General features: G+C 31.2%; 11 protein-coding genes. 3 read left to right on the top strand and 8 right to left on the bottom strand.

What is annotated here, in order from left to right; all coding sequences use genetic code 11:
• Positions 1 to 39: 39 nt before the first annotated feature.
• From B5D41_RS03525 to gnd, 3 genes are read right to left on the bottom strand one after another with little or no spacing between them, the layout of a single operon-like run.
• Positions 40 to 675 carry a cyclase family protein gene (locus tag B5D41_RS03525; protein WP_078809229.1) on the bottom strand — a complete coding sequence of 212 codons (636 nt, stop codon included), beginning with the start codon at positions 673 to 675 and terminating at the stop codon, positions 40 to 42.
• A 12-nt stretch (positions 676 to 687) separates the two neighbouring features.
• Complete coding sequence (gene zwf / locus B5D41_RS03530; protein ID WP_078809230.1) at positions 688 to 2,178, bottom strand: glucose-6-phosphate dehydrogenase; 1,491 nt, start codon at positions 2,176 to 2,178, stop codon at positions 688 to 690.
• Positions 2,165 to 3,061: a phosphogluconate dehydrogenase (NAD(+)-dependent, decarboxylating) gene (gene gnd, locus B5D41_RS03535; protein WP_078809231.1), complete on the bottom strand. Its 897-nt coding sequence runs from the start codon at positions 3,059 to 3,061 to the stop codon at positions 2,165 to 2,167. Before gnd ends, zwf begins: the two co-directional genes overlap by 14 nt.
• Positions 3,062 to 3,291: 230 nt before the next feature.
• Between gnd and B5D41_RS03540 the strand changes: the two genes are divergently transcribed.
• Positions 3,292 to 3,972 (top strand): HD-GYP domain-containing protein, encoded by a 681-nt coding sequence (locus B5D41_RS03540; protein ID WP_078809232.1) that lies wholly within the window; start codon positions 3,292 to 3,294, stop codon positions 3,970 to 3,972.
• A gap of 128 nt (positions 3,973 to 4,100) precedes the next feature.
• Here the strand turns inward: B5D41_RS03540 and uppS are convergent, their stop codons facing one another.
• Positions 4,101 to 4,754, bottom strand: coding sequence for a polyprenyl diphosphate synthase (gene uppS / locus B5D41_RS03545; protein ID WP_078809233.1), 654 nt, complete (start codon positions 4,752 to 4,754; stop codon positions 4,101 to 4,103).
• Positions 4,755 to 5,073: 319 nt separating this feature from the next.
• On the opposite strand from uppS, the gene B5D41_RS03550 reads away from it, so the two are divergent.
• Positions 5,074 to 7,932 carry a cation-translocating P-type ATPase gene (locus tag B5D41_RS03550; RefSeq protein WP_078809234.1) on the top strand — a complete coding sequence of 953 codons (2,859 nt, stop codon included), beginning with the start codon at positions 5,074 to 5,076 and terminating at the stop codon, positions 7,930 to 7,932.
• Positions 7,933 to 7,982: 50 nt separating this feature from the next.
• Here the strand turns inward: B5D41_RS03550 and B5D41_RS03555 are convergent, their stop codons facing one another.
• The 3 genes from B5D41_RS03555 to B5D41_RS03565 all read right to left on the bottom strand — a co-directional run bounded on the left by B5D41_RS03555 (position 7,983) and on the right by B5D41_RS03565 (position 12,165).
• A complete protein-coding gene (locus tag B5D41_RS03555) occupies positions 7,983 to 8,786 on the bottom strand; it encodes a hypothetical protein (protein ID WP_078809235.1) in 804 nt (267 codons plus the stop codon).
• Between the two features lie 181 nt (positions 8,787 to 8,967).
• Positions 8,968 to 10,551, bottom strand: coding sequence for a DEAD/DEAH box helicase (locus B5D41_RS03560; protein ID WP_078809236.1), 1,584 nt, complete (start codon positions 10,549 to 10,551; stop codon positions 8,968 to 8,970).
• A gap of 324 nt (positions 10,552 to 10,875) precedes the next feature.
• Positions 10,876 to 12,165, bottom strand: coding sequence for an RNA-guided endonuclease InsQ/TnpB family protein (locus tag B5D41_RS03565; protein ID WP_078809237.1), 1,290 nt, complete (start codon positions 12,163 to 12,165; stop codon positions 10,876 to 10,878).
• Between the two features lie 80 nt (positions 12,166 to 12,245).
• On the opposite strand from B5D41_RS03565, the gene tnpA reads away from it, so the two are divergent.
• The gene (tnpA, locus tag B5D41_RS03570; protein ID WP_078809238.1) at positions 12,246 to 12,653 is read left to right on the top strand and encodes an IS200/IS605 family transposase; all 408 of its coding nucleotides are present in this window, start codon (positions 12,246 to 12,248) and stop codon (positions 12,651 to 12,653) included.
• Positions 12,654 to 12,795: 142 nt separating this feature from the next.
• Here the strand turns inward: tnpA and B5D41_RS03575 are convergent, their stop codons facing one another.
• Entirely contained in the window at positions 12,796 to 13,371 is a 576-nt protein-coding gene (locus B5D41_RS03575) for a DUF2680 domain-containing protein (protein ID WP_078809239.1), read from the bottom strand.
• Positions 13,372 to 13,413 lie beyond the last annotated feature (42 nt).

Below are 13,413 nucleotides of genomic sequence, written 5' to 3' on the forward strand. Positions count from 1 at the left end.
AATAAAAAAATCTAGTCCCCTATAAAATTTTACAATAGACTAGAAATAATCGGTAATTAAGACAGCTCGAGCCGGAGCAGACTCAGCCTCACTAATCTTTAATGGTGCCAATAATAAAGTATAATTTCCTTCTTTAATCCCTTTTAAATTTAATCCTTCTACAATAGTAACCCCATGTGATAACAACACTTTATGAGTTGGATGTCCAAGTTGATTACGCTCTATTCCTAAAGAGTCAATTCCTACTCCTTTAATCCCTTTATCTGCTAAAAATTCAGCTCCATCTTCAGCTAAATAAATAAACTCTTCAGGAAAATCTTTTAAATAAGATTCATTAGAATTTTTAGTCTTTAAAAGCAAAAATTGCTCTGATTTTATATCATAATCATTAAAATCAGCAGCAGATACTTGGTCTGTAACATAGGTTAAATCTAATACTCGACATGGACGTAAAATATCTTTTATATCAAAATTATCTGTTGTTTCCCCATCTTTAAAAACATGTAAAGGAGCATCAATATGAGTCCCTGTATGTAAGTTCATCTTAATTTCTGTTTCATAAACAGAACCCGTATCAAAATCACTTATTACTGACAACTCAGGTCTTTTTTCGTCTCTTTCTTTATAGACATTCATTTTAGAATGAACAGACATAGAAATATCGTATATCTTCATCTTCTACCTCCTCTAAACACCCCACCATTTTAGTTCATCCTTGGCTAGTAAATCATGTGCTGCTTGTGGTCCATCACTCCCTGCTTGATAGTTTGGAAAATTGACATCTTTTTTAGTCCAGGCCTCAGATATTTGATCAACGAACTTCCAAGAATATTCAACCTCATCCCAGCGAGTAAATAAAGTCTGATCACCAATCATTACACTATGCATTAATCGTTCATAAGCTTCTGGGGAATTAATCTCTATTCCACAGTTTTGACAAAAATTCATCTTTACAGGCACAATATTCTCTTTACTATCTAACTCTTTAGCATTAAATTGAAAATAAACTCCTTCATCAGGTTGAATCTTAATCGCTAACAGATTAGGTTTCAAATCAATAAACCGCTTTGAATAAGATGGATGGAAAGAGGATTTAAATTCAATAATTACTTCTGTAAATTTTTCATTCAACCTCTTACCTGTCTTAATATAGAAAGGCACACCAGACCAACGCATATTATTAATGAGTAACTTTAAAGCAACAAAGGTCTCAGTCTTTGAATCAGCAGCAACGTCATCTTCATCACGATAAGCAATTACCTCTTCATTATCTACCGTTCCTGTATCATACTGCCCTCTTACTACATAATCTGCTATCATCTTTGAATCAAAATTAGCTAATGACTTAAAGACCTTTATCTTTTCATCGCGAACCGACTCTGTTTTCATATCGGTTGGTGGTTCCATAGCCGTCAAAGCTAAAATTTGTAACATATGATTCTGTACCATATCTCGTAAAGCACCTGACTTTTCATAATACCTACCACGTTTGCCAACTCCAACAGTTTCATTTGAGATGATTTGAATATTATCTATATATTTATTATTCCAGACAGGTTCAAAGACTAAGTTAGCAAACCGAATCATCATCATACTTTGTAACATTTCTTTACCTAAATAATGATCAATACGATAAATATTCTCTTCTGGAAATACTTTAGTTATCTGTTTATTTAATCTCTTAGCAGATTCAAGATCATACCCAAATGGTTTTTCTATAACTACTCTAGGCCAAGAAGGCTCCAAAGGGTTAAGCAAGCTAGCTTCTTCTAAATTATCTACAATAATTCCAAAGTAACGAGGAGGTACGGCTAAGTAAAATATCCTCTTATTATGAGTTTGGTATTCATTATCCAATCTTTCTAATTCCTCTTTTAAATTTTGATATCTTTTCTTATCTTCAAAGTCAAAATTCTCATAATAAATCTTTTCTTTTAAAGAATTCCAGAATTCATCCTGCAATTTATCATTAACAAACTTTTGGAGTGATTGATATATATCATCTAAGTAATCCTGTCTATCCTTATTACCTTTTCCAATGCTAATAATTGAAAAATTATTAGGTAATGAACCTTTAGCTAACAGATTATAAAATGCTGGCATCAATTTACGGTGAGTTAGATCTCCTGTCCCACCAAAGATTACTATTTGACAGGATTCTAAATTATTTCTTTTCAACCTTATGACCTCCAAACTCATTTCTTAGTGCTGCTATTACTTTACCAGTAAAATTTTCTTCCTTTTGGGAACGATATCTAACAAATAGTGAATTAGCAATTACAGGTACTGGTACTTTAAGTTTGAGGGCCTCTTCTACCGTCCATAACCCTTCACCTGAAGAATTTACAACTCCTTTTATATCATCTAAATATGGGTCCCTGCTAAAGGCATTCTTCGTTAATTCCATTAACCAACTCCTAATCACCGAACCATGATTCCAAACTCTAGCTATTTCTTTATAATCAAGATCAAAGTCACTAGCATGAAGAATTTCAAATCCTTCTCCAATTGCTTGTAAAATGCCATATTCAACTCCATTATGAACCATCTTAACAAAATGTCCAGTACCTGTCGGCCCTGTATGTAAGTATCCATTTTCCACATTTACATCTCTAAAGACTTCTTCTAAATAATCAAATACATCATCTTCTGCTCCTATCATCATACAAGCACCATTTCTAGCGCCTTCAACCCCACCACTTGTACCAGCATCTACCAAATGAAGTCCTAATTCTTTAAGAAATTCATTCCGTCGTAGAGTATTATTAAAATTAGAGTTTCCTCCATCTATAATGATATCATCCTTATCTAATATTGAAGATAACCTTTCAAGTGTATCATCTACTGGAGCACCAGCAGGAATCATCATCCAAATTACCCTTCTAGGAGATAACTTATTAACTAATTCTTCTAAACTATATGCACCTTTAACCCCTTCTTTCTCTGCTCCTTTAACTGTATCCGAGTTTCTATCATATCCAACTACTTGATGCCCATTATCTATTAAATTTAATGCTAAATTCTTTCCCATCTTACCTAATCCAAGTATTCCTATTTCCATTATTATCCCCCCCATTATTTAATTCTTTTCTATATTTATTTTGGCTAATTAAAGAAATTTTATAAGCTATTTAGAATCTTTATCGCAGGGTGATTTCCATAAATTCCTTGACAGACTAAAATAATCATGTTATTATATTGTAAATGATTTTCATTATCATTTAGATTGGTGCTAATCTTTATATTCATTCTTACTTTAATTTATTTATAATAAAAAGGGGATTACATATAATGTGGAATAAGATAGATATTCATGAATTAATTGATATCCTAATAACTACTTTAAATGTTCGAAATCAGAATACATTTGGACATTCCTGGAGAGTAGCAAAGATATCTACAATGATTGCGGAAAGCCTAGAATTAAATAGCGAAGAGATTGAAGAGATCCATATTGCTGCTCATTTGCATGATATTGGTAAAATTGGTATTCCAGATAATATATTAAATAAACCAGGAAAATTAACGGCTAAAGAGGTAGAACAAATTCAGGACCATCCTAAAATTGGCTATGATATTCTTACTAAAGTATCAATACTTGAAAATATATCTTCACTAGTACTATATCATCATGAACGCTTTGATGGTTTAGGATATCCTGAAGGATTGAAAGGAAAAGATATACCTCTAGCATCTCGAATTATTACAGTGGCAGATGCTTTTGATGCCATGACATCTGATAGACCTTATCGACAGGCTTTAGATTATGAATATGCTTTTGAAGAAATAAATAATCATATTTCCGAGCAATTTTGCCCTACAGTCGTACAAGCTTTTAATCAAATTAAAAATGATATTTGTGTTATGCTAGAAAACATGAAAGATGATCAAGAATTTATCTTTAAAGAATTTAATCCAATTGAGCATGAAAGGTTAATTCATTCAAAAAAGATTGTTCACTTAAATGAGTAATCTTAATAAAATTAAATATATTCTAAAAAATTATAGTATCACAGGTTAAGCAACTAACCTTCCATATTTCTAGTCTTATACTGCTTTCATATTCTCTTTAGCTCTCTTATAGATATAATCTTATAAACCTACCCTCCATAAGTTATATCTTGTTTATCATACCATTGTAAAGCTGCATAAAAATCTTCAGATTTAAAATCAGGCCAATAACTATCTACTACATAAATATCAGAATAAATCGACTGCACTGGTAAAAAACCACTTAACCTTCTTCTTTCTCCCCAGCGAATTATTAAATCAATTTGAGATATATCATTTGAATTTAAAGAATCAATAATATTACTTTTTCTCTTACCTTCTCTTTGACTTTTAATTAAATTATATAAGTCCCAATGCCAACCATAGTTAACCAGAAAGTTAACCTTTATTCCCTCATCTCCAAGATCTTGCCTCTTTTCAGTGTAAGGTAGTAGTTCTTCTGGAAACATGGGAGTGTCAGTATTCCCTACTACAAGTAATGAAACATCTTCTTTAGCGATCATTTTTACCGCATCAATACATGCCTGAGTAAAAGCTTCAGTCTGGATTGAAGGTCTTTTAGTATTATCCATTGTAAAACCATAGTAAGTTAACTCTTTGACTCCTACTTCTTTACATAATCTCAAAAGTTTTAATCCTGGTTCTAATCCTTTTTGATAACCATCTTTTTTAGAAAAACCATTATTTACAGCCCATCTTCTATTCCCATCTGGAATAATACCTATATGATCTGGAATCCTCATTACCTTCCCCACCTTCCATAATATAAAATCGTATCAAAAGACCATTCTTATAAAAAGTATAACCATCTTTTATTATAACTAAACCTAATCTATAAAGAATCAGAATAAAAATTAACTTTAAGTTTTAAATATTTAACGATTTTACCAGTAATCATACAAATCTAATAATAATTATCATAAATTTTCAATTTTAACAGTATAACGTTAGTAAAAAAAAGTATAAATAATGATAAAACAGAAAAAATAAAATTAATAATTATTATTGCCAATTAATTATTAATTAAAAATATTTAAGCTTTGTACAAAGGAGGTATAAAAAATTAACTTTTACCAACAAAAAGTTGAAGATGTCTTTAAAGAACTCAGTACTAGTCAGAAAGGTATTTCTAAAAATGAAGCACAAAAAAGACTAAAAGAACATGGAACAAATGAATTACAAACTTCACAAGGTACACCACGGTGGCTTTTATTCTTATTACAATTTAAGGATGTATTGACGATAATGTTAGTAGTAGCTTCTGGTATGTCCTTACTAATCCAAAATTATCGTGATGCTATTGTAATGTTAGCCATTGTTATAATTAATGTAGTAATAGGTTTCTTTCAAGAATTTAAAGCAGAAAAAATAATGTCTTCTTTAAAAAAATTAATCCAGTCCCCTGCTAAAGTTTATAGAGATGAAGGAATTAAAGAGCTGGCACAGAAGAATTTAGTTCCTGGTGATATAATTAGCTTAGAGGAAGGAGACAAGATTCCTGCAGATATAAGAATAATAGAATCGAATAATCTTAGAGTAAATGAAGTATCCTTAACAGGAGAATCTGTACCTCAGGAGAAACAGGTTAATCAAATTAATGAAGAAACTGCTCTTGCAGACCGAATCAATATGGCATACATGGGCACTAATGTTGCCGCTGGATCAGCTAAAGGGGTAGTAGTTTCTACAGGAACAGATACTGAAATGGGTAAGATTGCCTCTCTAACTCAAGAAGAAGAAAAATCAGAATCACCTCTGCAACAAGAGTTACGAATAATCGCTAATCAATTAGCAATCTTTGCTATCGTAATCGGTATTCTGTTATTGGGTGTGAGTATATATCGCGGACTTAATCTATATTATGCCTTAGTTTATGGTTTAGGCATTACTATTGCCATTGTTCCTCAAGCATTACCTATGCAGGTTACTGTCTCGCTCTCTCAAGGAGTAGCCAGAATGTCTGAACAGAATGCAGTAGTTAAAAAACTCTCTTCTGTTGAAACTCTTGGTTCTACAAATGTAATCGCCACAGATAAAACCGGTACTCTTACTAAAAATGAAATGACTGTTAAGACCGTCTGGTTTGATGGGCAAGAATACAAAATAACTGGTCTTGGTTATGAGCCGGAAGGAGATATCTTAAATCAAGATGATAAACCTTTAAGTCAGGAAAAGAAAGATGAGTTAGAAATAATATTTGATGCTGCAACAATGTCTTCAAATGCCGAAATTCACCCTCCTGATGATGATCATTCTGGATGGTATTCTATAGGAGATCCTACTGAAGCAGCTTTAATTACTTTATCGACTAAACTAGATATGCGTTCTTCTAAAGAAGATGAAGAGAATCCTGAAATTCATGAATTTAGCTTTGATTCAGAACGTAAACGAATGAGCTCAATAAGGGAGTTTGAAGATGGTAAGCTTTTAACTCTAAAGGGAGCATTAAATAGCGTTCTTTCAATATCAAATTATATTTATAAAAATGGTGAGAAAGTAAAAATTACTGAAGAAGATAAGAAAATGCTAAATGAATTAAATGAAAATTATTCGAATCAAGCCCTACGAGTTTTAGCTGTTGCTCATCGTAAACTTGATTCTAATGAAACTGAATATGAAATAGATAAGATTGAAAGAGATGTAGTCTTTTTAGGATTAGTAGCAATGATTGACCCACCTAAGGAAGGGGTCAAAGAAGCAATTGCAGATGCCCATCAAGCTCATATCAACACCTATATAATGACTGGTGATCATGCCATAACAGCTAAAGCAATCGCAGATGAAATTAATCTAGGTGGTGATAAAGAAGCACCAGCAATTACTAACCAAGAATTAGAAGAAATCTCTGATGAAAAATTAAAACGTAAAATGGATGAAAATGAATCTCTAATTTTTTCTCGAGTTTCACCAGAAAACAAATTAAGGATCGTGCAAAATCTAAAAGAACAAAATAAAATTGTTGCAGTTACAGGGGATGGTGTCAATGATGCTCCAGCACTTAAAAGTGCACATATCGGTGTCGCTATGGGACAGATGGGAACTGATGTATCAAAAGAAACTGCTGAAATGATACTGTTAGATGATAGTTACCCAACACTAGTCTATGCTATTAAAGAAGGCCGAACAATCTATAATAACCTTAAGAAAACAGTGCTTGGTACCTTAACCAGTAATGCAGCTGAATTATTAATTGTTTTATTAGGTTTAATTGGAGCTGTCTTCTTCGGATGGCCAATACCAATATTAGCTATTCAGATTCTTGCTATTGATCTACTTGCAGAAATTGTCCCTCTAACTGCATTAACATTTGATCCTGGTTCTGAAGAATTAATGACTACCCCTCCACGTGATCGAGATGAGCATATTATTAATAAAAGAAGTACTATTGAAGTAGTATTCTTAGGTATTATGATGGGAGGATTAGCCTTTATTAACTACGGTCTCTTTGTTAATAATATCAAAGGAGGATTCACAAATAATCATGCCCTATATCCTCGGGCTACCACTATAACCTATTTAACTATTGTTATTTGTCAGTTATTGAATATACTTTCACGACGTTATAAATTTACCAGCCTCTTTAATGAAAACTTCTTTAGCAATAAAAAGATGCTTTATTCAATCATTATTTCTTTTGTTTTAGTATTATCCGTTGTTTACGTACCAGGTCTTAATTCCTATCTTGATTTTGCGCCGTTACCAGTAGTAGACTGGTTAAGAATACTAACAGCAGGTGGAATCTTCTTACTATCCTTTGAGGTAATAAAGTGGTATAAACGAAAGAACGCTTTTAGTGAAGAAAGATCAACTAATAGAAATGAATTGAAAGATTTAAAACCACAATTTGATTTAGAAACAAGTGAAGAATTAGCCCCAAAGAAGGACGATATAAAAGAAGAAGCTCCTAAAGATGAATCTTAATTTAAGAATAAGATCTCCTTCAATCTTTAGCTAAATAAATAATAAAAGTTCTATTTTAATCCTTCTAGCCCTTTCAATCTAGCCTCTGAAATTAAACTACAAAAGATAATCAATGGTACTAAAATATTTTCTTTACTAAAACTCTTTTGTAACTGTTTAAATTCGTTTTCAGAATAATTATGAACATCCACTAAAAGATGTCTAATCAAACCATTCTCTTTTAAGTTACCCTTTGTCAATTGAGTTAATTCTTCTCTTTGAGAGTCAAATAATTTTTGACTTCTTACCTTTTCAACCTTCACTAATGAGGCCTGTCTTTTAAAGACTGGCTCTTCTTGATGTTTATTTATCATTTTAGTTAATTCTTGATGTCCTCCTGTAATATAATCATAAAGAAGCAATCCTAAATATCTATACATAGCTTCATAAAAAGGATTCAATGATGATTCAGACTCCTTTGTGCCCAACTTAGCAGCTACATCTCCTAAAGAATATAATACTAATATATCAGGTGTTGAACTCTCTTTTACATGTGCTCCAGCCCAGCTTACCATTTTATCATATTCTTCTTTATTAAAATCATCACTATCATCGTTCTCACTTCCTTTAGAAGCTATTTCATAATAATACATAGCTAAACAAGCATAACTATAAGGATCTGAGTTATCTTGCTTATCAATTCCTGCCTTAAAAAATTCTAAAGCTTCATCAAAGTTACCAGCTAACCAATTACTTTTCCCCTTAAAATATAATTCTTCTATAGTTAATCCATCATATTTTGAATTATTCTTATTTGCGTTATTCTGACTACCCTTTTTCTTCTTTAAACCTTTTAAAAAGCTTAGAATCCCCATAAAAATCCCCCTCCTAAATTCAAGCTTAATAATTATTAAGCTTTACAAATTTATCTCTATTTTTTATACCACTCATAATAATAATTACATATTAATAATAAAACCCCTTCACTATATACCTTAAAACAAAAAATATCTACTAAAAAAGGTAGTCCAATATTGGACTACCTTAAAAAATCTATTATTTAGGGTTCGCTGGTTCAATAGTAATATTCCTACCTTTTACTCTATTATCTTTCATAACCATTAATACTTCTTTGGCATTTTCTCTAGGAACTTCTACAAATGTATATCTATCATAAATATCGATTAAACCAACTAAGTTACCAGAAATACTAGTTTCCCCAGCTATAGCTCCCACAACATCTCCTGGAGTTACATTCTGTTTCCTTCCTATGTTCATAAAAAGTCTAACCATTCCAGCTTCTGCTCCTGTATTCCCAAAATCTTCTGTAGAATCTTTCTCTTCTTTGTTATCTTCTTCAACTACTAATTTTAATAAAGCTGCTGCTATATCAATAGAAGTATAATCTTCTTCAACTAATCCTTCAATTACTTTAACCTCTTTTGATAAGTTATCCCCTTCTAACATTTCAATTACATCTTCTAAAAGAAGACTCATCTTAATCTCTTCTATATCACTAGCAGAAGGTACTTGCTTCCTTTTAATTTTAGTCTTTGTATACTTCTGAATTCCTTTTAATTTATAAATTTCCTTGCCAGATACAAAAGTAAAAGCCCGACCTTTTCTACCAGCTCGTCCAGTTCTACCAATTCTATGTACATAATACTCTTCATCTTGAGGAACATCATAATTAAATACAATCTCTATATCCTCAATATCGATTCCTCTTGCAGCTACATCAGTTGCCACTAAGACTTCCACAGTACCATTCTTAAACTTATTCATAACTCTATCTCTTTGCGATTGCTTCATGCCACCATGTAAACTATCCGCAAAATAACCTCGAGCTTGAAGTTGAATGGAAAGTTCATCTACTTGCTTTCTAGTATTACAGAATACTAATGCCAACTTGGGATTATACATATCAATTAATCTAGATAAACTCTCTAATTTATTTCTCCTATTAACTTCAAAATAAGCTTGTTCAATATTAGGTACTGTTAATTCCTTGCGAACCACCTTGATTATTTCAGGATTCTTCTGATACTTCTTCCTTAAAGCTAAGATAGACTTAGGCATAGTAGCAGAGAAGAAAATAGTCTGCCTTTTTCCTTTTATCCCTTTTAGAATAGTTTCTATGTCATCTCTAAAACCCATATTTAACATTTCATCTGCTTCGTCTAGAATCATCATATCTAAATTATTTAACTTTAAAGTACCCCTTCTCATATGATCCATTGTACGACCTGGTGTTCCAATTACAATCTGCACTCCCTTTTTAAGTGCTCTAATTTGACGCTTAATAGATTGACCACCGTAGACTGGTAAAGTTTTAATATTCTTTTTATATTTTGCCAATCTTCTAATTTCTTCTGACACCTGAATAGCTAATTCTCTCGTTGGACATAAAATTAATACCTGAACATTTTTATTGTCTTTATCTATTTTTTCTAAAATTGGAATTCCAAAAGCTGCTGTCTTCCCTGTCCCAGTCTGTGCTTGTCCTATTACATCTCTTCCCTCTAATATGTACGGAATTGCCTGTGTCTGGATTGGAGTTGCCTCCTCAAAACCCATATCTCCAACTGCTTTATTAATTTCTGTAGATAAGCCTAAATTTTCAAATTTCTTTTTTTCCATATATAATTTCACTTCCTTTTTAATTAATAACCTTCTTTACTATAACATAGTTTACATTAAATTACCAATAATTAATAGTAATATAGATAATAAATTTCAGATTTAACTTATTATCTTAACTACATGACTTAGTATAATTCGCTTATATTTATAATATGTATAATTGCTTCTAAATCTAATCAAATTTAATTCCGTGAACCTCTCCACCTAAATCAAAAACAAGATTTAAATGGAGCTTCTCAATACTTCACACATACTAAGTAAGCCATGTGCTAATAGTTGAGTTTAAACGAAGTTTGATATTTAAGTTTCCACCTAATTTAATTAGGCAATCCTTATTCGTTCTGGATTGTCCACAAATCCATTATCTCTCGCCTGTTTAATAGGTCTGAGAATACATTTATCTTTTAAGTATCTACGAAGAATATTAAGACTTCCATTTTGGTCTGAATTAATTAATATATCTTCATTAGTTTTAAATAGTCCTCTTTTAATTCTTCTAGACTTATCATAGTTAGACTTATTTAGTTTTTCTAAATCAATTGCACTACAACCAGAAGTATACGATTCATTGATTTTAACAACTTTAATATCTTCTAGTTTAGCTTTATATTCAATCAACTCTACCAGTCTTTGAATAGGTATTTGAACAAAAGATTTAAGATTGTTGCCTTGCTTAATATTTTTTATATCTCCAATCACAATAGTAGATGCTTTATGTTGAATGGCTAATTCAATTATCTTTCTACTAGCTTTATGAAGATAGTCCTTAACATAGTTTCTTCTTTTGAGTCTAAGGTTTCTAATTTGATTAGTATCTTTAATCTTGCTAATGCCTAACTGCTTCATTCTAATACTAACCAATCTAGCAATCTCTTTATTAAAATAAGCATTTTTAGATTTAATAGTTTTACCATTGATAATATAACTTTCAGTATTACTTTTAAATGTCAAGGTAGCTAGATTGTCTAGCCCTAAATCTATTGCCATTATATTAGGATTAGTATTTTCTTTGACTTTCTCAACTTTGTAGATAATTAATAGATACCACTCTTTAGAGAGTTTATCTTGCTTAATCCTTATCTGTTGGAGGATGTTTCCCACGGAATGTCCATTGGAAATGGAGGAAGTTTCTAAATCTACGATGCTTTGAACTGCTAAAGGCAATTCAAAATTAAGACTTTTCACATCATATTTAGATTTTATCGCTTTGGATAAGGATAATAGCAATTTATTATCTCTAACTCTAGTGGCTAAGTTAGTAAAAATTATTTGACAAGGGTCTTTGTCCATATTTTTAAATTTAGGTGGTCCTGGTTTACCTTTATATTTGCTAGGGTTCTTTTTATAGTCTTTGATAGAATTAAAGAAACTTTTCCAATCTTGAGCCAACTGCTTTAATGCCTGTTGTCTATTATGACTGTGTAAATAATCGTTATGCCAATTAGATTTAAACTGTTTTTCCAACTGAGTATATACAGGTTTTACATCTTCATTATTTTTGATTTGATAGTTAACTGTATTATATAATTTTGAACAATGCCAACTTAACTCTTTAATTATCTCTAATTGATTATGACTTAACTTAGGTTTGAATTTAAATGATAGTCTCATTGATTTTTCACCTCCATTATATTATAATTATATCATTAATAGATTTAGTTGTAAATTAAAAATATGGAGGTTTAATCTTTATGAGTAGAGAACTTAATAGTAATCGTCACTCTGTTTATAGTCTAAAATATCATTTAGTTGTAATTACAAAATATAGACACAAATGTATCACTCCTGAAATGCTTGAAGAACTAGAAAAGATATTTACTAGACTACTTAATGACAAAGATTGTAATGTTTTAGAATTTGGAGGAGAGGAAGACCATGTACATATTCTCTTTGAAACTCCACCACAAATACAATTATCTAAGTTAGTTAATACGTTAAAAACTGTATCTTCAAGACTTATTAAAAAGCGATATGAGCAACATTTGAAAAAATATTATTGGAAGTCTGCTTTTTGGTCTAGAAGTTACTGTATTATATCTACTGGTGGTGCTACTATCGAGACAATTAAAGAGTATATTGAAAATCAAGGTAAAGATTAATTTAAAATTAAATATTTAATTAAATTTTAAATAGCCAATTCACCTCCACCCAATGCATAGCTTGGATGGAGTTTTCTTGGCTGTTTTAGATAAAAAAAGCCTCCTATATTTCTATAGAAGGCTCTTAGAATTTATATTAAATTTACCATCTACCTCTTGAACCAAAACCTCTACCTCTCATCATTCCTGGTCCCATCATTCCTGGACCATAACCTCTCATCATACCCGGTCCCATCATTCCTGGACCGTGCATCATTGGACCAAAACCATATCCACCCATCATACCTGGTCCCATCATCCCTGGACCAAAACCTGATCTTCCACAAGGCATTCTATATCCATATCCACCATTACCATTCTGCTTATAATACTCTTGTCTTGCTTCTAGTCTCTCTAGCATATAATCTGCTTGTTTTTCAGTAATTAATCCTTGTTTTAATTGTTGATTAATGTAATTTTTCTGGAATTCATATCTTTTATCAGAATCATAATTAGACCCATACTCTTCATAATAATTCTTCATCGAATCTAACCTATCTAACATATAATCTGCTTGCTCTTCAGTAATTAATCCTTGTTTTAATTGTTGATTAATGTAATCCTTTCTTAATTCATAATTCTTTTTAAATGAATCATCATTATTCTCAGCTGCCATAACCACCATACCTAAAGATAATACTAACGCCAAAACTGTCACACCTATTACTACTTTCTTCATTCAAAACCACTCCTTTTGTAAGTTTTTAATTATGTTTCTGAA

This window comes from Selenihalanaerobacter shriftii, assembly GCF_900167185.1.
In the GTDB taxonomy this organism is placed as follows: Bacteria; Bacillota; Halanaerobiia; order Halobacteroidales; family Acetohalobiaceae; genus Selenihalanaerobacter; species Selenihalanaerobacter shriftii.